The 25,053-nt window shown below is 42.9% G+C and carries 20 protein-coding genes; 14 read left to right on the top strand and 6 right to left on the bottom strand.

Features of this window, described 5'->3' with window-relative positions:
• Nucleotides 1-61: 61 nt before the first annotated feature.
• From K1F36_RS10350 to K1F36_RS10340, 3 genes are all read left to right on the top strand, one after another.
• Nucleotides 62-826 (top strand): creatininase family protein, encoded by a 765-nt coding sequence (locus K1F36_RS10350; RefSeq protein WP_220113742.1) that lies wholly within the window; start codon nt 62-64, stop codon nt 824-826.
• Nucleotides 827-829: 3 nt separating this feature from the next.
• Nucleotides 830-1,780, top strand: a complete 951-nt coding sequence (locus tag K1F36_RS10345) for a GlxA family transcriptional regulator (RefSeq protein WP_220113741.1) — start codon at nt 830-832, stop codon at nt 1,778-1,780.
• 124 nt (nt 1,781-1,904) lie between these two features.
• Nucleotides 1,905-2,903 carry a DJ-1/PfpI family protein gene (locus tag K1F36_RS10340; protein ID WP_220113740.1) on the top strand — a complete coding sequence of 333 codons (999 nt, stop codon included), beginning with the start codon at nt 1,905-1,907 and terminating at the stop codon, nt 2,901-2,903.
• Nucleotides 2,904-3,183: 280 nt separating this feature from the next.
• Here the strand turns inward: K1F36_RS10340 and rsmG are convergent, their stop codons facing one another.
• Nucleotides 3,184-3,819, bottom strand: coding sequence for a 16S rRNA (guanine(527)-N(7))-methyltransferase RsmG (gene rsmG / locus K1F36_RS10335; protein ID WP_220113739.1), 636 nt, complete (start codon nt 3,817-3,819; stop codon nt 3,184-3,186).
• Between the two features lie 115 nt (nt 3,820-3,934).
• Here rsmG and K1F36_RS10330 point away from each other — a divergent pair, with 115 nt between their 5' ends.
• Complete coding sequence (locus tag K1F36_RS10330; protein WP_220113738.1) at nt 3,935-5,038, top strand: fatty acid desaturase family protein; 1,104 nt, start codon at nt 3,935-3,937, stop codon at nt 5,036-5,038.
• Between the two features lie 16 nt (nt 5,039-5,054).
• Nucleotides 5,055-6,242, top strand: coding sequence for a pyridoxal phosphate-dependent aminotransferase (locus tag K1F36_RS10325; RefSeq protein WP_220113737.1), 1,188 nt, complete (start codon nt 5,055-5,057; stop codon nt 6,240-6,242).
• A gap of 84 nt (nt 6,243-6,326) precedes the next feature.
• On the opposite strand, the gene K1F36_RS10320 is transcribed toward K1F36_RS10325, so the two are convergent.
• Entirely contained in the window at nt 6,327-7,817 is a 1,491-nt protein-coding gene (locus tag K1F36_RS10320; RefSeq protein ID WP_220113736.1) for a TrkH family potassium uptake protein, read from the bottom strand.
• Nucleotides 7,817-9,166, bottom strand: coding sequence for a Trk system potassium transporter TrkA (gene trkA / locus K1F36_RS10315; RefSeq protein ID WP_220113735.1), 1,350 nt, complete (start codon nt 9,164-9,166; stop codon nt 7,817-7,819). Before trkA ends, K1F36_RS10320 begins: the two co-directional genes overlap by 1 nt.
• A gap of 194 nt (nt 9,167-9,360) precedes the next feature.
• On the opposite strand from trkA, the gene ubiE reads away from it, so the two are divergent.
• Nucleotides 9,361-10,089, top strand: coding sequence for a bifunctional demethylmenaquinone methyltransferase/2-methoxy-6-polyprenyl-1,4-benzoquinol methylase UbiE (gene ubiE, locus K1F36_RS10310; RefSeq protein WP_220113734.1), 729 nt, complete (start codon nt 9,361-9,363; stop codon nt 10,087-10,089).
• A gap of 4 nt (nt 10,090-10,093) precedes the next feature.
• The gene (gene porT, locus K1F36_RS10305; protein WP_220113733.1) at nt 10,094-10,792 is read left to right on the top strand and encodes a type IX secretion/gliding motility protein PorT/SprT; all 699 of its coding nucleotides are present in this window, start codon (nt 10,094-10,096) and stop codon (nt 10,790-10,792) included.
• Between the two features lies 1 nt (nt 10,793).
• Here porT and K1F36_RS10300 read toward each other — a convergent pair whose 3' ends face one another.
• Nucleotides 10,794-11,513: a TrmH family RNA methyltransferase gene (locus tag K1F36_RS10300; protein WP_220113732.1), complete on the bottom strand. Its 720-nt coding sequence runs from the start codon at nt 11,511-11,513 to the stop codon at nt 10,794-10,796.
• A 24-nt stretch (nt 11,514-11,537) separates the two neighbouring features.
• On the opposite strand from K1F36_RS10300, the gene tamL reads away from it, so the two are divergent.
• From tamL to K1F36_RS10270, 6 genes are all read left to right on the top strand, one after another.
• Complete coding sequence (tamL, locus tag K1F36_RS10295) at nt 11,538-14,126, top strand: translocation and assembly module lipoprotein TamL (protein WP_220113731.1); 2,589 nt, start codon at nt 11,538-11,540, stop codon at nt 14,124-14,126.
• Between the two features lie 52 nt (nt 14,127-14,178).
• Complete coding sequence (fbaA, locus tag K1F36_RS10290) at nt 14,179-15,246, top strand: class II fructose-bisphosphate aldolase (protein ID WP_220113730.1); 1,068 nt, start codon at nt 14,179-14,181, stop codon at nt 15,244-15,246.
• Between the two features lie 27 nt (nt 15,247-15,273).
• Nucleotides 15,274-16,134, top strand: a complete 861-nt coding sequence (accD, locus tag K1F36_RS10285; protein WP_220113729.1) for an acetyl-CoA carboxylase, carboxyltransferase subunit beta — start codon at nt 15,274-15,276, stop codon at nt 16,132-16,134.
• A gap of 165 nt (nt 16,135-16,299) precedes the next feature.
• Entirely contained in the window at nt 16,300-16,569 is a 270-nt protein-coding gene (gene rpsO / locus K1F36_RS10280; RefSeq protein ID WP_163625172.1) for a 30S ribosomal protein S15, read from the top strand.
• Nucleotides 16,570-16,783: 214 nt separating this feature from the next.
• The gene (locus tag K1F36_RS10275) at nt 16,784-19,018 is read left to right on the top strand and encodes a polyribonucleotide nucleotidyltransferase (protein WP_220113728.1); all 2,235 of its coding nucleotides are present in this window, start codon (nt 16,784-16,786) and stop codon (nt 19,016-19,018) included.
• A gap of 287 nt (nt 19,019-19,305) precedes the next feature.
• Nucleotides 19,306-20,169, top strand: coding sequence for a sigma-70 family RNA polymerase sigma factor (locus tag K1F36_RS10270; protein WP_100817395.1), 864 nt, complete (start codon nt 19,306-19,308; stop codon nt 20,167-20,169).
• A 277-nt stretch (nt 20,170-20,446) separates the two neighbouring features.
• Here the strand turns inward: K1F36_RS10270 and K1F36_RS10265 are convergent, their stop codons facing one another.
• Nucleotides 20,447-21,778, bottom strand: a complete 1,332-nt coding sequence (locus K1F36_RS10265) for a GntP family permease (protein WP_220113727.1) — start codon at nt 21,776-21,778, stop codon at nt 20,447-20,449.
• 24 nt (nt 21,779-21,802) lie between these two features.
• Nucleotides 21,803-23,524, bottom strand: a complete 1,722-nt coding sequence (locus K1F36_RS10260; protein WP_220113726.1) for an IlvD/Edd family dehydratase — start codon at nt 23,522-23,524, stop codon at nt 21,803-21,805.
• Nucleotides 23,525-23,746: 222 nt separating this feature from the next.
• Between K1F36_RS10260 and K1F36_RS10255 the strand changes: the two genes are divergently transcribed.
• Nucleotides 23,747-25,018, top strand: coding sequence for a serine hydrolase domain-containing protein (locus K1F36_RS10255; RefSeq protein ID WP_258539019.1), 1,272 nt, complete (start codon nt 23,747-23,749; stop codon nt 25,016-25,018).
• Nucleotides 25,019-25,053: the final 35 nt, after the last annotated feature.

Below are 25,053 nucleotides of genomic sequence, written 5' to 3'. Positions count from 1 at the left end.
ACTTCAAGGCCGTCATATTAATATGACGGCCTTTTTTTGTTTAACCTAACCCATCCAAGACATGTCCAGACCCTATATTTTGGCAGAGACCAACTGGAAACACTTGAAAAATGAATCTTTTGACCTTGCCATATTGCCATGGGGCGCCACCGAAGCCCACAATTACCACCTCCCCTACGCCACCGATGTCATTGAAGGAACGTCGATTGCAGAAGAATCTGCCAGAATTGCTTGGGAGCAAGGGAGCAAGGTGATTGTATTGCCCACCATACCGTTTGGAGTGAACACGGGGCAATCGGACATTTATTTGGACATGAACCTAAACCCAAGCACCCAATTTGCCATATTAAAGGATTTGATTACGGTATTGGACCGGCAAGGAATAAAAAAGTTCATGATTTTGAACAGTCACGGAGGCAATAATTGGAAAGCCATCATCAGAGAACTGGGATTACTTTTCCCGGAAATGTTCCTTTGTGTCACCAATTGGTTCAAACTTGGCAGTGATTCGGGTGTGTTTGAAAAACCGGGCGATCATGCCGATGAAATGGAAACCAGCCTCATCCTACATTTAACCCCCGAACTGGTACTGCCTAAAGAGGACTGGGGAGAGGGCAAGGAATTCAAAAACAAAATCAAAGCATTTTCCGAAGGATGGGCATGGACCGAACGACCTTGGTCCAAAGTAACGCAAGATACAGGGGTTGGCGACCCCAGCAAGGCCACCAAAGAAAAAGGTGAAACGTTCTTCAATTTGGTGTGTGCCAAAATGGGCAAATTACTGGTCGATATTTCCAACGCAGACATCAACGACCTTTATCAATAAAAAATGTCCGAAAGCAATCCATTACGCGTCTTCTTTTTGATACCACCAGAAGTCCAACTCTTGGATTTTGCAGGTCCCGCCCATCTTTTTTACGAAGCCAAAGAATACGGTGCCGAAATAGAAATATACTATCTAAGTTTAGACCTGAACTCTTCACAGCAATCAAGTGCCGGAGTTGCCATTGGGAAGCTTTTACCATTCAACACTTTTGAATTGAATAGCAATGACTTATTGTTTGTACCGGGGCTGGAGTCCAAACTCTTTTTGTCAGAACAATTTATACAGCAACACCAAAGCTTTTTTGAATGGCTGAAAAAGCAGGGCGAGTCCAAGGCCAGAATTTGTTCTGTTTGTACGGGAGCCTACCTCTTGGGGATTGCAAGGCTTTTAGACAACAAGGAGTGCACCACCCATTGGAAGCACCTCGATGATTTCAAACAACGGTTTCCAGACACGCAAGTGCTGACCGACCGCTTGATCGTAAAGGATGACAACATCTATTCAAGTGCAGGTGTTTCATCAGGTATCGACCTTTCCCTTTTTATTCTAGAAGAGCTTTTTGGAGCGGTATTCGCTTCCAAAATCGCTAAAGAAGTAGTCATTTATGCAAGAAGAACATCAAAAGACCCGCAATTAAGCATCTATCTACAATTTAGGAACCATTTGGAAAATCGGATACACGAGGTACAGGATATCCTGAGCCAAAACCTTGATATAAAGATAAAAATTGAGGAACTGGCCGAAATGGTTCACATGAGCCGAAGAAATCTCACCAGACTTTTCAAAACCACAACGGGAATAACCATTGGAGAATACTTGGAAAAATTAAGAGTGGAACATGCCAAACAGTTAATCGAAAATGGCTCCAAAGTCAATACCGCTGCATTGGCCTGCGGTCTCCAAAGTAGCAACCAACTAAGAACGCTTTTAAAAAAACATACTCCCCCTACCTAACCTATTTGGCCCGATACTGAGCACAATTGTCCTTTCAAAATAATAATGACCCATTTAATTTTGGACCCATCATCAAATCGAAAAAATGAAGAAGTCATTAATCATATTTTGTCAACTAATATTTATGAGCGTTGTAGCGCAAAGTTCAATCAACCAAACTGTGGCCTATGTTTGCCCACCCTGTAACAGTGAATGTGATGACATCACACATGATACGCCTGGTGTTTGCAAGCATTGCAACATGCCGCTAGTAAAGAAAGGAACCTCAAAGACCATCGCCTTCTACCTGCAAGATGGGGTCGAAGTATTGGACTTTTCAGGACCCATGGAGGTTTTCAGCTATGCGGGATATCGTGTGTTTACTGTATCGGCCACTAAAGAACCGATAAAGTCGCAAGGCATTTTGACCGTAGTCCCAGACTACAGTATTGATGATGCCCCAAAGGCAGATATATTGGCATTTTTTGGAGGCAACTCACAAGCCGCATCCCAAAACAAGGAGGTTATCGCATGGGTGAAAAAACAGGAGGATATTGAATATCATTTCTCGGTCTGTACCGGTGCATTTGTGTTGGCTGAAGCAGGTATTCTTGACGGAAAAGTCGCCACAACTTTCCATAACGCCCTATCCGACCTGGAAACAAACTATCCCAAAGTAGATGTCCGCAGAAATGTTAGATATGTGGATAATGGAGAGGTAATCACTACCGCAGGGATTTCTGCCGGAATCGATGGCGCCCTTCATCTTGTGGCCAAACTACAGGGTATAAACACAGCCAAGAGAACAGCTTTCTACATGGAATACGACAACTGGAATATGGGCAATGGACTCCTATTATCGGAATCGAATCCATACGCCGACCAAAGGCATGTGGCATTTTTTAAAGATTTTGAAGGCGTTTATCAATACAAGAATGATACAACCTTCAATCTAAAATATGATAAGAACCAAGGAAATTTATTGGTAGAAATCGACCATCTTTTTTACCCCATATATCATGAAACCGATGATGTTTTCTCTGATGTAAATAGTGAATATGTAGGGTTTATAAGAAACCCTTCCGGGGACATAACGGGTTACCAGCTGGAGAAAAATGGTAAAATATTCAAGAAACTTGATTAACCCGTAATTTAAGAAAATACACACTCAACAATCTTATTTTTAGATAATTACACCAAAATCAGTCAATAAACAAACAATTTATATGTAAATTTAACGTTAACTAATTGTAAACTGAACGTAATCTATTTATCTTTGATTACATAAAATCAATTAGTTATGACTGCTAGAATATATGCATGGGGGAAATTGATGAGTAAAAAATATCAGCAATTTTGGCTATATGCCAAGGATTATGCCCGAAAATGTAGGTTGGTATATAAAAGGATGTACAGTATTTAGTCTATCCTTTATATTTCTGCGGTAAGTATACCACTTTTTTGGTCTCGAAGAAATCCTCCTCAAAATACTCGTTTAAATCGAAGGTCTGGACGGTTTCATAACCCTGCAGTTCTTCCGTAAGATCTCCGCCCTTTAGATAAAGAATGCCATTTTTTCTCTGATGCGCGGAGTCTTTTTTGATTTTACCTTTGGTCCAATGCACAAAAGTGGGCATGGCCGCAACGGCCCTGCTCACAATAAAGTCAAATTGTCCTGGAATTTCTTCTACCCTGGAGTGATGGGTTTCAACATTTTCCAAACCTAATCCTTCCACTACCTCGTTGACCACCTTTATTTTTTTTCCAATGGCATCCACAAGGGTAAACTTTACGTTTGGAAACATAATAGCCAACGGAATTCCCGGGAAACCGCCACCGGTTCCCACATCCAAAATTTCCGACCCCTCATTGAACAATTGGACTTGGGCAATTCCCAGGGAATGAAGCACATGTCGCAAGTACAGCTCATCAATATCTTTACGCGAAACTACATTTATCTTTTGATTCCAGTCTTGGTAAAGCGTTTCCAGCTTTGCAAACTGCTCTTTCTGTTCCTCGTTGAGCGTCGTAAAATATTTAAATATAAGTTCCGCTTTCATGTTGCCAACCGTATTTTTGACAAAACTAATACTTTTACCAACCTTAACACCGTTCTAACAGAACGTTGTTAACTCTAAAAAGCATTTTAGTTACCTTTGTATAAAACTTTTTTTTATGGATAAGAATACCATCCGGTTTTCAAGAAGAGATTCCGCACAATTTTTCAGAACGCTGAACAAGAGAGTAAACGAATACTTCAAAGAAAACGACCTTAAGAAAACCGGGAACTGGAAACTTCACTTGAAGACGATAGTGATGTTTGCCATTTTTTTGACCCCTTATTTTTTAATGTTGACCCTTGATTTGCCTTTTTGGGGCTATCTGCTCCTTTCCATCACCATGGGTGTAGGAATGGCCGGAGTGGGAATGAACGTGATGCACGATGGAAACCATGGTGCCTACTCCAATAAAAAATGGGTAAACAAACTTATGGGAAGCAGTATCTACATTCTTGCTGGAAATGTATACAACTGGCAAGTTCAGCACAACGTGCTTCACCATACTTACACCAATATCCATGAACATGACGAGGATATGGAAGCTGGACGAATCCTAAGGTTCTCCGAGCATGCCGAGTGGAGAAAACACCATAAATTCCAACATTACTATTCCATACTACTATATGGTCTTCTGACCTTTAACTGGGCCATTACAACGGATTTTCAACAGATGTACCGTTACATGAAGAGAAAGTTGAGTTATGGAAAACTTCCCAACCCCGTGATCAACTGGAGCACATTGGTAATTACAAAAGTCATTTATCTGACCATCTGGATCGTGCTCCCATTAATTTTTGTTGATATCGCATGGTGGCAAGTGCTTCTTGGATTCTTTATCATGCACTACGTTGCCGGTGTCATCCTAAGTGTGGTTTTCCAGCTGGCTCATATTGTGGACCATGCAGAAACCCCGCTTCCCGATGAAGCAGGAAACATGAAAAACACCTGGGCTATTCACCAATTGTTCACAACGGTAAATTTTGGCACCAAGAATAGAATCGTTAACTGGTTTACAGGCGGATTGAACCATCAAGTGGAACACCATATTTTCCCTAACATCAGTCACATTCATTACACAAATATTTCAAAAATTGTGAAACAGACTGCCCAAGAGTTCAATTTACCGTACCACGAATATAAAACTACGAGAAAAGCCATAATTTCGCACTTCAAACACTTAAAGGAGTTGGGCAAAAACCCAGCACTCCAGTATCAGTAAAAAAACGAAGCATCAAATGAGCAACCATCTATCTGACAGGATCAAGAACATGTCCACGTCAGCAACTTTGGCCATGGCAGCCAAAGCACGGGAATTACGAAATGAAGGAAAGGATATTATCGGTCTGAGCTTGGGGGAACCCGATTTCAATATTCCCGATTTTATCAAGGATGCAGCAAAGCAGGCCATCGATGAAAATTATAGTAGCTATACACCTGTTGATGGGTACGCCGAGCTTAAAACAGCTATTTCGAATAAATTCAAAAGAGACAACAACCTTGATTACGGTGCAAACCAAATCGTAGTTTCCACGGGAGCAAAACAATCGCTTTTCAACGTGGCCATGGTAGTACTTAATCCTGGTGATGAAGTAATTCTTCCGGCACCATACTGGGTAAGTTACAGTGACATTGTAAAATTGGCCGAAGGAGTTCCAGTAGAGGTTCCCACACAAATCGACACCGATTTTAAAATGACACCTCAACAATTGGAAGCTGCCATTACCCCAAAGACAAGAATGCTTTGGTTCAGTTCGCCCTGCAATCCTAGTGGCTCCGTTTACAGTAAGGAAGAGTTGGAAGGTTTGGCCGAGGTATTGAAAAAACACCCGGATATCTACGTGGTATCCGATGAAATCTACGAGCACATTAACTTTACAGAAGGGGGGCATACGAGTATCGCAGGTATCGATGGCATGTACGATAGAACGGTAACCGTAAACGGTGTATCCAAGGCATTTGCCATGACCGGATGGCGTATTGGTTACATCGGCGCACCGGAATGGATTGCCAAGGGCTGTACCAAATTGCAAGGTCAGGTAACGAGTGGAGCGAATGCTATTGCTCAACGGGCCGTGATTACAGCTTTGGATGCCCCTGTCAGCAAAATCCAGTTTATGATCGATAAGTTCCATGAAAGAAGGGACCTTGTTCTTGATCTTTTGGGCCAAATTGAAGGATTCAACCTCAACGTTCCCGAGGGTGCATTTTATGTGTTCCCGGACATATCCGCTTACTTTGGAAAAACATTGAAAGGTGTGACGATCAACAATGCTTCTGATTTCTCACTGTATCTATTGGAACATGCAAATGTGGCCACGGTTACCGGTGAAGCATTCGGAAACCCGAACTGTATCCGCATATCTTATGCCGCATCGGAGAAGGAGTTGAAGGAAGCTATTTCGAGGATAAAGGCTGTACTTTAATATAAAAACAGGATATGCTGAAGCAAGTTCAGCTATTCATAATAAATTAGAAACCTCTTGAAGTCTACTTTGAGAGGTTTTTTATTAGGTCTTTTTCCAGAAATATGGGGTAAGCACAATCAATACAGTGAACAGTTCCAAACGCCCCAAGAGCATTAAAAAGGCACACCACCACTTACCTGCATCCGGGAGGCTATTGTAATTGCTCACAGGGTTCAAACTGCCCAAAGCGGGCCCAACGTTCCCCAGCGATGAAGCTGAACCACCTACCGCGGAAACAAAATCCAAGCCTAAGAAACCAAGCACTAGAGATCCGATAATAAACAGCAGCATGTAGAGCACAAAGAATGCTACAACATTATATACAATGTGTTCAGTAACTGTTTTTTGATTATATCTAACAGGAATAACCGCATTGGGGTGCAGGGTACGTTTAAACTCCAAGATACCATTCTTAATAATCAATAAATGGCGCATTACCTTGATTCCCCCTGCTGTGGAACCGGCAGATCCTCCGAGGAACATCAGACCAAAAAAGAAAACGGTCAAGAAATGGGTCCAAGAAGTAAAATCGGCAGAAACAAAACCGGTAGTGGTAATTACCGCGACCACCTGAAACAAGGTATGTCTAAAAGCACTTTCCGCCTTTCCCCAAACCATGGGATGAAAATCCGATACGGGAACGTCCGCTTTAAAATAAACGCCCAGAGCGGCCAAAATGGTAAAGATTGCTACAAAACCAAAATAGTACTTGAACTCTTCATCTTGAAAGATACGCTTTACCCTTCCGGTCAGTGCAAAATAACTGAGTACAAAGTTACTGCCCGCCAAAAACATGAACAGGATAATGATATATTGAATAACAGGTTGATCGTTCCAATAGGCCAAACTGGCATTTTTAGTGGAAAAACCACCTGTGGACATCGTGGCCAAGGCATGGTTTATAGCATCAAAAAATGACATCCCCGCAAATTTCAGCAACAAGGTTTCCAAAACAGTATACCCAAAATAGATAAGCCAAAGCCTTTTTGCTGTATCCGTAATCCGTGGGTGGAGCTTATCTCCACCAGGGCCTGGTGCTTCTGCACTGAACAACTGCATACCTCCAATACCTAAAAGCGGTAGAATGGCTATGGCCAAAACTATGATCCCCATCCCCCCAATCCAATGGGTAAGGCTTCGCCACAACAAAACACCTTCAGGAAGCGCCTCTATATCGTCCAATATGGATGCTCCTGTTGTTGTGTAACCAGACATGGTCTCAAAAAAAGCATCTGTTATGGAGGGAATGGAACCGGAAAAAAGATAGGGCAGCATACCAGAGATGGACATTACGATCCAGCCAAAGGTCACAACAATATACCCTTCTTTCTTTTTAACCTCCTTTTTATGTCCACGAGTATAGAACATGGCCATCATACCAAAAAGCATCGTGACTATGGCGGACAACATGATGTCCATTGTGGCACCATCTTTATAAATTCCACTAGCCAATGCCGCCAAGAGCATAAAGGACCCGTTGCAAAGCAACAACAATCCCATGATATGGATAATGATACGTGTATTGAGCTTCATTAGAGGAATAGCTTTTCTATGCGAGGTATGGCTTTGGGCAAACAACAGACTACCACTTTATCACCTTCAGCAATCCTAAAATCACCCAGTGCTATAATTCCTTCTCCATTTCGAATGACCCCGCCTATGCTCGCTTCCCTTGGAAAATTCAGTTCACGGATAATTTCTCCGTTCACTAACGAGGATGCCTTCACCTCAAACTCCAAGATTTCAGCATTCAAGTTGTTCAAACGGGTGAGGGCAAGCACCTCCCCTTTTCTGATATACCGGAATATGCTGTTTGCCGCAAGTAGTTTTTTATTGATGAGGGTATCCACCCCAATGGAATGTGACAACTGGAAGTAGTCCATATTCTCCACCAAGGCAATGGTCTTTTTTATTTTCTTGCTCTTGGCCACCAAGCACGACATAATATTGGTCTCGGAATTTCCCGTAACCGCGATAAAGGCATCCATGGACTCCAAGCTCTCCTCTTCCAACAGTTCCACATTGCGGCCATCCCCATTGATGACAAGTGCATGTGGCAACTCGTCTGCAATATCAAAGGCCTTTTCCTTATTTTTTTCAATAAGTTTTACGTTGAATTTTTTATTGCAAAGGTCACGAGCCGTTTTATAGCCCACCTTGCTTCCACCCAAGATCATCACATTTTTGATGTCCTGTTTTTGCATACCCGAGAGTTTATACAGCTCTTCAACACCCTTATCCGATGTAATGAAATAAACTTGGTCACCCTCTTTAAAAACGGTATCACCCCTTGGAATCAGAGTGAATTGTGTTCCTTTTCGCTGTAATGCAATGGGCATAAAGTTGAGCTCTGGAAAAATCCTTGCGGCCTCCTTGACCATCTTACCCACAAATGGGGCAGTTTTCGGAAGAATTACCCCAAACATGGTCAACAATCCTTCCTCAAATTGATAGGTATCGTTGAAGGCAGACTGATTAAGCATCAACTGTATTTCCGTAGCGGCAAGACGTTCCGGGGAAATAAGCTCATCGATGCCCAATTGTTCAAACCTGATAAGTTCCCTGTTGTCCATGAACTCCGTATTGGAAATCCGAGCCATGGTACGCTTGCAGCCCAATTGTTTTGCCAGCAAACAAAGGGTTAGATTAGTGGTCTCCGATGCGGTAACCCCGATCACAAGGTCGGAACCGTCTACATCGGCATCCTGTAGCACCTGTATAGACGTGGCATCACCGCGCAGCACTCGAATATCCAAATGGGTGTCCGCATAGGACAACCTTTCCTTATCGGTATCGATCAAAGTAATTTCCTGCGCTTCATAGGACAATAATTTTGCCAAATGAAACCCAACTTCACCAGCACCTGCAATAATGATTCTCATTGAATAGAATAGGATGTGTTCTTAAATAACCTCGTTTTGCACGCTGCAAACGATACTAAGAATGGTATGCTAAACGTAAACTCCATACTTTTAACCAAATACGGAAAATAAATCCCTTTGGAGGGCAAAATTACACAAATATTTTTGTCCGCATCCCCTATCCTAAGTTGTATATTTGCCAGCAAATAAAAGCTATGTCGGAAAAGGTGAAACCTTACAAAGAATCTGAGCTCGGCAAAAAGGAGCAAGTAAAGCAAATGTTCGATAACATTTCGGGGAACTACGATGGGCTTAACCGCATTATCTCCTTTGGAACAGATGTTAAGTGGCGCAAGAAAATAGTAGCCTTTTTAAAAGAGAAGTCCCCCGATTCCATTCTGGATATAGCCACCGGCACCGGAGACCTTGCCATAGCCATGGCCAAAACAGGTGCAACCAAAATCATTGGCCTTGACCTGTCTCCCGGTATGCTGGAGGTCGGCAAGAAAAAAGTATCCAACAAAAATTTACAGAACACCATTGAAATGGTCGTTGGGGACAGTGAGAACCTTCCCTTTGAGGATAATTCCTTTGATGCCATCACCGTGGCATTTGGTGTCCGAAACTTTGAAAACCTGGAAAAAGGGCTGGAAGAAATCTATAGGGTCTTGAAGCCCGAAGGACATTTTGTGGTCTTGGAAACTTCCGTACCTACCAAAACCCCATTCAAACAGGGTTATAGAATCTACACAAAATACGTGCTTCCTTCTATTGGAAACTTGTTCTCAAAAGATAGGTCGGCTTACAAATATTTGAGTGAATCCGCTTCTGTTTTTCCTCATGGACAGGCTTTCAACAATATTTTGAAGAAAATCGGGTTTATAGGAATAGAGAACAAACCACAAACAATGGGTGTAGCATCCATTTATGTTGCTTCAAAATAGATTGATGAAAAATCTCCTAATCCTATTTGGACTTATCGTATTATCGAACCAAATGGCCGTTGCCCAATTTGGAAGCGACCCCATCCTCAACCTTCAAAACGAGGACAAGAAATTTTTGAACTGGGGATATTATCTAGGTTTTAACCAATACGATTTTCAATTTGAGTACAAAGACGATATTGGCCAAGATATATTGGTGGACAAAAGTCTCGGATTCAACGTTGGCTTGATCGGGGAGCTTCGAATAAATGAGTTTTTGGATGCCCGTTTTGAACCGGGACTGCTCTACACTGCAAGAACATTGGGCTTCCCTGGATTTACTACGGAGAATGATGCGCTTCGCGAAGTGCGTTCCACCTACATTCGATTCCCTTTATTGTTGAAGGCCAGTACCCGAAGAATCGGAAACTGGAGACCGTTTATTGTTGGCGGGGTTTACACCTCCATTAACTTGGGAAGCAACGAAGATAGTTTGGATGACAACAGCAGTGGCCAGTTTAGGATGAAACAAAATGTTTACGGGTACGAAGTTGGGTTTGGAATTGATTTTTACACCGAATACTTTAAGTTCACACCATCCATTCGAGGTGTTTTTGCCTTAACGGACGAGTTGGTTCCCGATGCCGACCCCAATAGCCCTTGGACAGGTAACATTGCTGCCATGCGCACCCGCGGAATCTTTATCAATTTTACTTTTGAATAGCCTATTCCCTGCGGATTTCGTTGAGAAGAATTGCAGTGGCCGTGGCCACATTTAAACTTTCCGTAGTAGTTGCACCAAATTGCGGGATGGAGATTTTTTTGGTGATGAATTTTCCAACTTCAGCAGAAACGCCATTGGCTTCGTTGCCCATTACCAAAACACCTTTTTCCGCCAAATTGGAACCATAAACCGGCTCACCATCCATGTAGGCACCATAAATCGACATATCCGTTTTGTCCAAAAAGGTTATCAAATCAGTGTATTCAACATTTACCCTTGCAATAGAGCCCATAGTGGCCTGCAACACTTTTGGATTATAGCAGTCCACGGTATCCGTTGAACAGACTAATCGTTTAATCCCAAACCAATCACATAGTCGAACAATGGTTCCCATATTCCCAGGGTCTCGAACAGCATCCAAAACCACAACCCAATCGTCCAAATCCAAAGCTTCGGAATCCTTCATACGAAAAACACCGAGTATACCACTCGGATGCGTTAAGCTGCTCATCTGTTTCAATGTTTTTCCCGGAACCACTTCAGCCTGCTCAAATTTTTGAAGAAAATCAGTATCATCCACAAAAATCTGGTAAGTTTTAAAACCCGCATTCAACAATTCGTTCACGAGCTTTTCACCCTCTACAACGAATAGTCCATGTTGAGATCGGTACTTTTTTTGCTTTAGGCTAACAACTAGCTTAATTTGGTTTTTTGTAACCATCTAAATCGTGTATTTTTGGCTTCTATGAGTGGTTATTCTGGTGTAACGGGCAACTTGGCAAAAATAGGATTATTGTTGCTTTTGCTCAGCATTTTAGGTTGCAATACCTTAAAAAAGGTCGGAGAGGATGAATTATTGCTCACCAAGAACACTATTTTGGTAGATGAAGAAAAGGTCGCCAGTAGCGAAATCAAAGGCCTGATCAGCCAAAAGCCCAACAGCAGTGTACTTGGGTATCCTTTAAAATTGAACCTTTACAATCTAGCCAAGGAAAACCCCGATTCTTCATTCGAAGATTGGCTCAACAGAAAAGAAAAAAGGGAAAAACGATTGAACAATCTACTGTCCGAAAAACAGGTTTACAGATTACAGGAATCGTTTTTAGTAAAGGGATATAGCGAATTTCTGAAAAGGATCGGCGAACCTCCCGTAATCATCGATACCACCAAAACCAACAAATCCGTAAGCAAGCTCGAATCTTACTACAATAGCAAGGGTTATTTTAACAACACCGGGGAGTATGAGATAATTGAAGGTAAAAACGCAAAAAAAGCGCAGATAGAATACCGTGTCACATTGAACAAGCCCTACATTGTGGACACGATACAAAAAAACATCACCTCCCCCGAACTGGATTCCATTTACAAAAAATCGGCAAACAGAAGCTTTGTCAAGCAAGGGCAACAATTTGACCTGGACAATTTCACTTTGGAGCGAGAGCGCCTTACCACACTTTTCAGAAATTCTGGAGTCTACAATTTCCAAGAAAGCTCAATAAACTACAATATATTTAGGGATACCACCCAAGCTTCGGACGACCAATTGATGGATGTGGAACTGAACATCCGAAAGTTTAGGAGCACCAACGATAGTACCGATGCCAATATGCCCTACAAAGTGGCACGGCACAGAAAAATCAATATATATGCTGATTATGACCTGAACGGAAACTCAGACTCCCTAAAAACTCTTGAATACGACAACCACAACATAATTTATAGTGGAAAGCTCAGATATCGCCCCAAAGCACTGACCGATGCCATTTTCTTTGAAAAAGACAGTATTTATCGTGATTTGGACAGGATACGTACCTACCGACAAATCACCAACCTTAATACTTTTAAATACCCTAACATTGAGTTTATTCCGGACTCCACCCAAACACAACTGGAAACAAACATCTATCTAGCGGCCAAGCCCAAATATTCTTTGAACCTGAACTTTGACGTTACCCATTCCAACATTCAACAGGTGGGAACTGCTTTTAGTGCATCCGTTATCACAAGGAACGTTTTTGGGGGCGCGGAGACATTGAACATTTCTGCAAGGGGTTCCATCGGTTTATTGAGTGATGCCTCCCTATCGGATGGAAATTTTACATCGGAACTCGGTGGAGATGTCAATATCACCTTTCCCCGCATCTGGCTCCCCTTCAATACAGAAGGCATCATTCCTTATTACATGTTGCCCCAGACCCGATTGTCGGCAGGTACCAATTTCCAACGAAACATTGGGCTAGACAAGCAATCCCTAAACTCCATACTTTCCTTTAATTGGACACCTTCCGAAAGGTTGAAAAACAATATTGAACTGCTCAATGTCGAATTTGTAAGAAACGTAAATCCCGATAATTTTTACAACGTATACAGAAATACATTTTCCAACTTGAACAGGGTTGCCGACCAATTTCAGGACAATCCGCAATATTCACAATACTTCAGACCTTTGGAAGATGTTGATGATGAACCGGTACTAAGCATCCCAACTGGCGCGAATGGTTTTGTTAGAAACATATTGAATGATTCGATTCCTGTAAGTGCGGAGGATAAGGAGTTGGTCAACAGCATTGAGGAAAGGCGCAGAAGATTAACGGAAAACAACCTTATTTTCGCCACCAATTTCACTCATACGAAGAATAGTAAATCAGGCATCAACGACCTCGATTTTTATCAATATCGAATTAAAGTTGAAAGCGCCGGAGCCATGCTATCATTGCTCACCAACGTAATTCCCTTCAATAAAAATGACAATGGACAGAACCTAGTTTTCAGTGTCCCCTACTCCCAATATGTAAAAACCGAGTTCGATTACATTCGGCATTGGGAAATTGGAGGTTCACAGGTGATTGCCTTTAGAAGTTTTACTGGCCTGGCCATTCCGTATGGCAACTCGGACAACATTCCCTTTGTTCGAAGTTACTTCGCCGGGGGATCCAACGACAACCGTGCTTGGAACGCTTACGAGCTTGGTCCCGGAAAAACAGACAATATCAATGATTTTAACGAAGCAAACCTGAAAATTGCGCTGAACCTGGAATATCGTTTCCCGATAGCAGGCGATGTAAAAGGTGCCCTTTTTGCGGATGCGGGCAACATTTGGAACGTTTTCGACAGCGAGACAAATCCCGACGCCATTTTCACAGGGTTCTCTTCTTTGGGTGACCTTGCATTGGGTACCGGCGTGGGTCTGCGGTACGATTTCACCTATTTTGTCTTTAGGCTGGACGTAGGCTTCAAGACCTACAATCCGGCAAAAGTTGGGTCCGATCGCTGGTTTGATGGGTACAACTTTAAACAAGCTGCCTTTAACATAGGTATCAATTATCCTTTCTAGAGCAAATAATTTATTACTTTTGTTCCCTATTTAATTCGAAACCAATATAACTATGTCCCACAATATCAAGCCCGGTGTCGCTACCGGTGATGAAGTACAGGCAATTTTCAACCACGCAAAAGAAAACGGATACGCACTCCCTGCGGTAAATGTGATCGGTTCCGATAGCATCAACGCCGTTATGGAAACCGCTGCCACATTGAACTCTCCCGTTATCATCCAATTCTCTAACGGAGGTGCCCAGTTCAACGCAGGTAAAGGATTATCCAACGAAGACCAAAAAGCTGCCATTTTAGGTGCAGTTGCAGGTGCCAAGCACGTACATCAATTGGCCGAAGCTTACGGTGCCACCGTAATCCTTCATACAGACCACTGCGCCAAAAAATTATTGCCTTGGATCGATGGGCTTTTGGACGCTAGCGAAAAACATTATAAAGAAACTGGCAAATCATTGTTCAGTTCACACATGATCGACCTTTCCGAAGAGCCGATTGAGGAAAACATTGAAACCTGCAAGAAATATCTTGAGCGCATGAGCAAAATGGATATGACCTTGGAAATAGAGTTGGGAATTACCGGAGGTGAAGAAGACGGTGTGGACAATACCGATGTGGACGATTCCAAATTGTACACCCAACCAGAAGAAGTGGCCTACGCTTACGAAGAACTTTCCAAAGTAAGCCCAAGATTCACCATTGCCGCGGCATTTGGTAACGTACACGGTGTTTATAAGCCAGGAAACGTAAAACTGACTCCAAAAATCCTTAAGAACTCCCAAGAGTTCATCACCGAAAAATACGGAGTGGAGCACAACCATATCGATTTTGTATTCCACGGAGGTTCCGGTTCTACTGTTGAAGAGATAAGGGAAGCCATCGGTTACGGCGTAATCAAAATGAACATCGATACCGATTTGCAATACGCATTCTTGGAAGGTGTTCGCGATTACATCCAAGGAAAGAGAGATTACCTTCAAGCGCAGATCGGTAATCCTGATGGTGATGACCAACCCAACAAAAAACACTACGATCCACGTGTATGGCTTCGAGAAGGAGAAAAAACCTTTATTGCCCGTCTTAAAAAGGCATTCGAGGACCTGAACAACGTAAACACTTTGTAAGCCTTTGTCTAACTAAATATTGATTGCATGTCGTCTTGGTTTAAAAGAAAGGAAAAAGGAATACAGACCGCTACGGAGGAAAAAAAGGACACCCCCAAGGGGCTCTGGTACAAATCCCCTACCGGTAAGATTGTCGAGGCCGAAGATCTGGCCAAAAACTTTTATGTAAGTCCAGAGGATGATTATCACGTACGTATAGGAAGCAAAGAATATTTTGAGATTCTTTTTGATGACAACAAGTTCCGTGAGCTTGACACAAAAATGACCGCCAAGGACCCTTTGAAGTTCGAGGATACCAAAAAATACTCCGATCGTTTAAAAGCGGCCCAGCAAAAAACAGGGTTAAAAGACGCTGTTCGAACAGCTGTCGGGAAATCCGATGGGAAGGATATTGTTGTGGCCTGTATGGATTTTGCTTTTATCGGGGGATCGATGGGAAGTGTGGTAGGGGAAAAGATTTCCCGCGCCATTGATGTCGCAAAAAGGAAGAAAATTCCATTTGTGATGATTTCCAAATCCGGAGGTGCCCGTATGATGGAAGCCGCACTATCTTTGATGCAGTTGGCCAAAACATCAGCTAAGTTGGCCCAATTGGCCGATGCCAAGATTCCGTACATTTCTTTATGTACAGACCCTACGACAGGGGGAACTACCGCATCGTACGCTATGTTGGGGGACATTAACATTGCCGAACCAGGTGCCCTTATCGGTTTTGCCGGACCAAGGGTGGTAAAGGATACTACAGGAAAAGACCTTCCCGATGGTTTCCAAACATCCGAATTCTTGAAAGAGCACGGATTTTTGGATTTTATCACACACCGCAGGGACTTGAAGAAAAAAATAAATCTATATATAGACTTGATTACCAATCAACCTGTACGAAACTAAAAAAAGCCCCGAATTCGGGGCTTTTTGATTTTAATCGGGGCATTTACAGGCCATGCCAACATGTAAATATTTTTCCAATAAATCTTTTGATTTCGAATAAAAGCATATCTTTGCACGCTGATTGAAGGTCAATCAATACATAAAAATCATTTAAATAATATTGGAATGTATTTAACAAAAGAAGTTAAAGCCGAGATTTTTAAGAAACACGGCGGCTCTGAGAGCAACACCGGTTCTACGGAAGGACAAATTGCATTGTTCACGCACCGTATCAACCATTTGACAGAACACCTTAAGAGAAACCACAAAGATTACAACACCGAGCGCTCCTTGGTTGCATTGGTAGGTAAAAGACGTAGTCTTTTGGATTATCTAAAGAAAAAAGATATTGCAAAATACCGTACCTTGATCAAAGAATTAGGTATTAGAAAATAAAAACACAAGGGGAGGCTAAGGCTTCCCCTTTGTTTTGGTTGAATTTATTTCAACAAAAAGTCCCGGGAAATCGGGCAAACACAAAAAGCTACAAAATAGTTTTTCATTGGTCAAGTGCCCAAGGCACACACAACAACAACACAACCCGACCGCCCGGATGGCGGTAGACCAAAGTTTAACAGCCTGACCTTAGAGGTTAGGTAAGATCAATTTTATGATTCCAAAGACATTCAAAGAGGTCATAGACCTCGGTGACGGTAGAGAGATTTCTATCGAAACCGGAAAACTGGCAAAGCAGGCCCACGGCTCAGTTGTTGTCCAATCTGGCAAGTGTATGCTATTGTGTACAGTTGTCTCCAATTACAAAGCTTCGGACGTGGACTTTTTGCCACTTACCGTAGATTACCGCGAAAAATTTGCTGCTGCAGGACGTTACCCTGGAGGTTTCTTTAAAAGAGAGGCCAGACCCAGTGATGGTGAAGTATTGACCATGCGTTTGGTGGATAGGGTACTTCGCCCATTGTTCCCAAAAGATTATCATTCTGAAACACAAGTGATGATTCAGTTGATGTCGCATGACGAAGATGTGATGCCGGATGCTATGGCCGGATTGGCCGCTTCAGCTGCCATTCAACTTTCGGATTTTCCGTTCGAATGTGCCATTTCAGAAGTTCGTGTAGGTAGGGTAAATGGTGAATTCGTCATCAACCCGACCAGAGCTCAACTTCTGGAGTCGGATATTGACATGATCATCGGTGCCTCTGCAGATTCTGTAATGATGGTAGAAGGGGAAATGAACGAAATTTCCGAAGAGGAAATGGTCGAAGCGATCAAATTTGCCCACGAAGCCATTAAGGTTCAATGTGCCGCGCAAGTAAAATTGGCCGAAGCTTTCGGTAAAAAAGAAGTTCGTGAATACGAACCGGAAAACGAAGATGCCGACCTTGAAAAAAAGGTGTACGACCTTACTTATGATAAAGTGTATGCCGTTGCAAAAGCCGGTTCATCCAAGCATGAGCGCAGTGCTGCCTTCGATGCTATCAAAGAAGAAGTAAAAGCTACGTTTACAGAAGAAGAATTGGAAGAGTTTGGAGATTTGGTTTCCAAATACTTCTACAAGGCCGAAAAAGAAGCGGTCAGAAACCTTACTCTAGAGGAAGGACTTCGCTTGGACGGTCGTAAAACCACAGAAATTCGTCCCATCTGGTGCGAGGTGGATTATTTACCCTCCGTACATGGTTCAGCCATTTTTACCCGTGGTGAAACTCAGGCATTGGCAACCGTAACCTTAGGAACTTCCAGAGAGGCTAATCAAATTGATATGCCATCTTTCGAAGGCGAGGAAACATTCTATTTGCATTATAACTTCCCTCCTTTCTCCACCGGTGAAGCACGACCAATCCGTGGTACATCCCGTAGAGAAGTAGGACACGGGAACTTGGCACAACGTGCCCTTAAAGGAATGATTCCTGCCGATTGCCCGTATACTGTACGTGTGGTTTCCGAAGTATTGGAGTCCAATGGGTCTTCTTCCATGGCTACGGTATGTTCAGGTACCATGGCATTGATGGACGCAGGTGTTCAATTGAAAAAACCTGTATCCGGTATCGCCATGGGATTGATTACCAACACCGAAACCGGAAAATATGCCGTACTATCCGATATCTTGGGTGATGAAGATCACTTGGGAGACATGGACTTTAAGGTGACCGGTACTGCAGATGGTATCACCGCTTGCCAAATGGACATCAAAGTAAAAGGACTTTCCTACGAAATCTTGGTGAAAGCTTTAATGCAAGCCAAAGATGGCAGATTGCACATTTTGGGCAAACTTACAGAGACCATTGAAGCTCCAAGACCAGAAGTGAAGTCTTACGCACCAAAAATCGTTACCAGAGTTATTCCTGGGGAATATATTGGAGCATTGATCGGTAAAGGTGGCGAAGTGATCCAAGAACTTCAAAAAACAACCAAGACTACCATTGTAATCAATGAGGACCCTGATACCGAAGAAGGTATTGTGGAAATCCTGGGTACAGATCAGAATGGTATCGATGCCGTATTGGCAAAAATCGATTCGTTGATGTTCAAACCTGAAGTGGGAAGTGTTTATGAAGTGAAGGTCATCAAGATGCTTGACTTTGGCGCCGTGGTAGAATATACCGAAGCTCCTGGGAACGAAGTATTGCTCCACGTATCCGAATTGGCGTGGGAACGTACCGAAAACGTGTCCGATGTTGTGAATATGGGCGATGTTTTTGATGTAAAATACTTCGGTCTTGATCCAAGGACCAAGAAGGAAAAGGTATCAAGAAAAGCCTTGTTGCCCAAACCCGAAGGATACCAAGAGCGTCCACCTCGCAACGATAGAGGCGGTGACCGTGGTGATCGCAGAGGTGGTGGCGACCGCAGAGGTGGCAACCGAGATAGAAAGCCAAGAAGGGATTAGTTTCAACTAAATCCTAAACTATAAAAACAACCCCGGGGCGATACCTCGGGGTTTTGTTTTTAAAAGCTCAAAATCAAAATAGTGCAATGTCACTTCGAGCGCAGTCGAGAAGGGATTGTTTTCAAAACCTAAGAGTGAGGTCTCGACTGCGCTCGACCTGACAATATATTAATCAATGGAAATCAGACTTTTTAAAAAAAATGTAACCAAAATGTAACCTTTTACGCTTTTTGAGCGTATAACCTATTGAGCTCCGGTTCACAAATTTAATTTGAAGGGATTTTTAGATGAGACAGTTAAAGATTACAAAACAGGTTACCAACAGGGAAACCGCGTCGTTGGACAAGTATTTACAGGAAATCGGTAAGGTAGATTTGATTACCGCCGATGAGGAGGTAGAGTTGGCACAGCGAATCAAAGCGGGAGATCAGGTAGCTCTTGAAAAATTAACTAAAGCCAACCTTAGGTTCGTGGTTTCTGTGGCAAAACAGTACCAAAACCAAGGGTTGACACTTCCTGATTTGATCAATGAAGGAAACTTGGGGCTTATCAAGGCAGCACAGCGTTTTGATGAAACCCGTGGATTTAAATTTATTTCTTACGCCGTTTGGTGGATTCGTCAATCTATTCTACAAGCCTTGGCAGAACAATCCCGTATTGTTCGTTTGCCATTGAACAAGATCGGTTCTATCAATAAGATCAACAAGACATTTGCTTTCTTGGAGCAAGCGCACGAGCGTCCTCCATCCGCAGAGGAAATTGCCAAAGAATTGGACATGACAGTGGAAGATGTGAAGCAATCCTTGAAAAATTCAGGTCGCCATGTATCCATGGACGCACCTTTGATTGATGGTGAAGATTCCAACCTGTACGATGTATTGCGCAGTGGTGAGTCCCCTAACCCGGATAAGGAACTTTTGCACGATTCCCTACGTACCGAGATTGAGCGTGCTCTGGAAACCCTTACCCCTCGTGAAGCTGATGTTATCAGACTTTACTTTGGTTTGGCAGGACAGCACTCCATGACCTTGGAAGAAATCGGTGAAACTTTTGACCTTACCCGAGAAAGGGTTCGTCAAATCAAGGAAAAGGCAATCCGCAGGTTAAAGCACACTTCCAGAAGTAAGATTTTAAAGACATATTTGGGATAAGTGTAAAAAAACACCCTCTAAATTACAGTTAAACTATCCTTAAATTTGATTTTTGGCAGGAAAGTTGTAATTTAGTAAGATATAACAGTTTATCATGACTGTTCGTTTTTTGATTGATGAATAAACTCCGGCTGATTACCGGAGTTTTTTTCGTTTATAAAGCTCCCTTTTTAATTTATCAACCCTCCATTTACCAAGCGGTAAATCCCAAACGGATTCCCCTGTTTCAGCTCATCGGCAACAATGTATCCAGAAAATTCTGTACAGTTTCAAACAGTTAATTTACAAATAGACTTATGATCAATACTGAAATTATGGATGTTAACCCAATGACCAAAGTTCCCAAACTGTGGAGTTTATAGCCTTTGGCAATGTTCATTCCGCTCATTTGGGTCACTACCCAAAAAAAACTATCATTGGCATGAGAGACCACCATGGAACCTGCTCCTATTGAAATTACCAATAACGCCTTGTCCATTTCCGTAACGAATCCAAGGCTTCCCATCATGGGAAATACTATAGAGGCTGCTGTTATCAATGCTACCGTGGACGAACCCTGCGCCAATTTTATGGCTGACGCAATCAAAAATGGAAGAAAAAAACTAAGGTTCAAATCGCTCAATGCATCTCCCATAACTTCGGCTATTCCTGAATTTTGAAGCATCTTTCCAAAAACACCGCCTGCTCCGGTAATCAATAAAATATTTGCAGAATCCTTTAATGCCTTCCCGACCCATCCATCAGTGGAAATCAATTCCTTGTTCAATTTTTTGGGAAGGGCAAAGGCCAGAAACATTCCAATGACCAAGGCAATGACCGGTTCTCCCAAGAATTGTAGAAATGATTGCCAAGATGCAATTTCCTCCGAGGGAATCAACCGTAATCGGGAATTCATCATAATCAAAACAATGGGAACCAAAATCGGCAAAGAAGCTTTAAACGCAGAAGGTGCCGTTTTCATCCGGACATCTATATCCTCCTGAGAAATATCCGGATTTGGGTCAATATAGGTACGCGCTGCAAACTTGGTCGCAAATAACAATGCCATTGCAAGTGCTACCATGCTAATGGGAATGGCCAAGGCCAAGACCAGTCCTAAATCAGCGTTTAGAATACCTGCCGCTGCTATGGGTCCGGGAGTTGGAGGCACTAGATTGTGGGCAATGGTAAGACCCATAGCAAGTGCAATGGCCGATCCTGCTAAACTGATCCCCGCTTTTTTTGAAAGACTTTTGTTCAGCGGTGAAAGTAAAATGAATCCACTATCCGCAAAAACAGGGATAGATACAAAGTATCCCAAAATTCCCATGGCCGTAGGCACCCGCTTCTTTCCCACAACTTTAATGACCGCCTCGGCCAGCGCATAGGCACCACCTGTATTTTCCAAGAATGCACCGATGATCACCCCGAAGATGATGACCAGTCCTATTTTTCCCAGCGTACCTCCAAATCCGTCGTTTATCGTCTGTAAAATAACTTGATAGTCCATCCCAGCGGCAAAACCAAAAAAAATGGCCACCATAAAAAGTGCTAAAAATGGGTGGAGACGTAAATAATTGATCAACCCGATGATAAGGGCAATGCTCAATAAAAGATAGACTACTAACATGGTTGATTGTTTAGATTATGATGGTCAATGCAAATCTCCTTTTACTTCACTGCCAGAACCACCCACCAAAATATCAAAATCCGCACCCTTGTCGGCTTGCTCTACATGGTTCAGATAAATTTTCACGTAACCTCTATCCGTATGGGGTTGGGGTGGTTTCCAAGCGGCTCTTCTTTCAGCCAGTTCTTCTTCCGTTACATCCAAATGCAATTTTCTGTTCTCCACATCCAGTTCGATGTAATCGCCATCTTTCACCAAAGCCAAGGTACCGCCGATGGCCGCTTCGGGCGATACGTGGAGCACCACAGTGCCATATGCCGTCCCGCTCATCCGTCCATCGGAAATTCTGACCATATCCTTCACGCCCTGCATGATCAATTTTTCCGGGAGATCAACATTGCCCACTTCAGGCATGCCCGGATAGCCTTTGGGACCTACATTTTGAAGAACGATCACACTATCTGCATCTATGTCCAAATCTGGGTCGTCAACCCGTTCATGATAGTCGTCCATACTGGTAAAAACGACAGCTTTTCCCCTATGTTTCATCAATTCAGGAGTTGCGGCAGAAGGTTTTATGACGGCCCCATTTTCACATAGATTTCCTTTTAAAACGGCAATTCCTGCATCCTTTTGAAAGGGAGCATCGATTTTGGCAATGACCTCCTCATTGTAGCAAATGGATTTTTCACAATTCTCCTGATGGCTCTTTCCGTTGACCGTAATGGTTTCATGCAATTTTGATTTCAATTCCTTTAACACCACCGGAAGACCGCCCGCATAAAAATAATCTTCCATCAAATGCTTGCCGGAGGGCATCAGATTGAGCAACAATGGAATCTGGCTTCCAATCTCATCAAAATCTTCCAGTTTCAAAGGAACTCCTATCCTACCTGCAATCGCCAGCAAATGGACTATCAAATTGGTGGAACCGCCAACGGCCGCATTTACCACAATTGCATTTTCAAAAGCCTCCCGGGTCAATATTTTGGACAGCTTTAGGTCTTGGTTGACCATTTCCACAATTTTTCTTCCAGAAAGTTGCGCCATTACCTTTTTTCGGGCATCCACTGCTGGAATCGCCGATGCTCCGGGCAGTGTCAATCCCAAGGCCTCCGCCATGGTGGCCATTGTAGAGGCCGTTCCCATAGTGTTGCAATGCCCTGCGCTTCGTGCAGCACATATTTCGGCCTCTAAAAAGTCCTCCTCTGTAAACTTGTCCTTTTTCTGCTTTTCCTTGATCATCCAATTGAAGGAACCTGAACCGATTTCACCTCCACGGAATTTGCCGTTCAACATTGGGCCACCCGGCACCACAATGGTGGGAAGATCGACACTACAAGCTCCCATAATCGTCGAAGGAGTGGTCTTATCACAACCTGTCAGCAAAACGATGCCGTCCAATGGGTTTGCCCGGATGGATTCCTCGACATCCATGCTGGCTAAATTTCTGAAAAGCATGGTGGTAGGCCTCATTATGGTCTCCCCAAGGGACATCACCGGGAATTCTAATGGAAATCCACCTGCTTCCAGCACTCCTTTTTTTACAATTTCGGCAAACTCGCGCAAATGACCGTTACAAGGGGTGAGTTCCGACCAGGTATTACAGATGCCAATTACAGGCTTCCCTTGGAACATATCATTGGGGTACCCTTGGTTCCGAAGCCATGAACGGTGTACAAAACCCATTTTGTCGTTGGTGCCAAACCATTCCTTGCTCCTAAGATTTTCTTTATTTTTTTTCATTTAAATTTGATAAACGCAATCGATTGCGATGAAAATAATAAAATTTACCATCACCAGTGAAGTGATATTATATTTTTCACAAAAAAGTATTTTAAAATTTTAAATATCTATTCTTTTCAACTTAAAATAATAAGGGTATACTAATAAATTAGCTACCTTTCTTCTCACATAAAACTGATTTGTTCATATCCGAAGTCCAACATATTTTAACCCATGCACATAATGAAACAAACTGCATCCCTTTTACTAGTGGCCCTTTTCTTTTTTGCATCCTGCAAAGAACAAGAACCAGAGGTCCATTATCTAGTTGATGAAGCCGTAGAAGTACGAATTGACTCCACTCTACAAAGTTTTGTTGACTTTGGTGATGTGGCCGGAGCATCAGCTTTGATTTATGAAAAAGGAAAAGAGGTCTATTTCAATGCCTTTGGTTATGCCGATCTCAAGAACAAAAAGCCCATGGAGCGCAACACCTTGGTACAGATTTATTCAATGACAAAGCCAATCACTGGAACAGCCTTGATGACATTGTACGAGGAAGGAAAATTCAAATTGGACGATCCGTTGGAAAAATATGCTCCCGAATTTGCCAATATGCAGGTCTACAAAGGGTACGATTCCATTGCCGGTAAAATGATTTTGGAACCTGCAAAACGACCAATCACCATTGCTGACATTACCAGGCATACTGCTGGTTTTTCGGGCCGAAGAGATCTTCCTGGATTGGGAGAAGCCATAGCCGAGGCAGACGCTTTGAACCGTGAGAATACCCTCTCTGAAATGGCGAAAAAATTAAGCACTATACCTTTAGGATACCAACCAGGAGAGCACTGGGAATATGGTATTTCTGTGGATGTGCAGGCATATTTGGTCGAGCTTCTTTCAGGTCAGCCGTACGCCGAATATGTGCAAGAACATGTTTTGGACCCCTTAAAAATGAATAATACGCGATACGTTGTTCCCGAATCGGATAGAAACAGGATGTCATCAGCATACAGTCATGAAGGTGATTCCCTGAATCAATTACCAAACGAAGAGGCCCATGCCTTCAACTATAAAAAATGGCCATTGACACCAGGAGGTTGGGGATTGACATCAACGCTTGATGATTATATGCGCTTTGCCAGAATGTTGGTCAACGATGGAAAATTGGATGGAGTGGAGGTTCTTGAACCACAAACTGTGGAGTTGATGTCCACCAACCATTTGGATGAAAACATCACGGATAGGTCTTGGTTGCCCAGCAAGGGACAGGTAGGTTTCGGGATTGATTTTGCCGTTCGGCTTCAACCTCCTGCATCGGTTGAAGAGAACAATGGCGTTGTGGGCGAATTCTTTTGGGATGGAGCGGCCAGCACTTTGTTTTGGGTCGACCCCGTGAACGAACTCACAGCAGTGTTCTTTGTGCAAATCTTCCCCTACAACGGCTCACTGCATAAACGGTTCAGAGATGCAGTGTATGGCCCCATCACACTACAAAACACACCCGAATGAATATGACCGGATAAGGTATTGCTTTAACATTTCAC

It is taken from the genome of Flagellimonas abyssi, assembly GCF_019457905.1.
Classification (GTDB): Bacteria; Bacteroidota; Bacteroidia; order Flavobacteriales; family Flavobacteriaceae; genus Flagellimonas; species Flagellimonas abyssi.
This window is presented reverse-complemented; position numbering and strand designations above follow the sequence as displayed.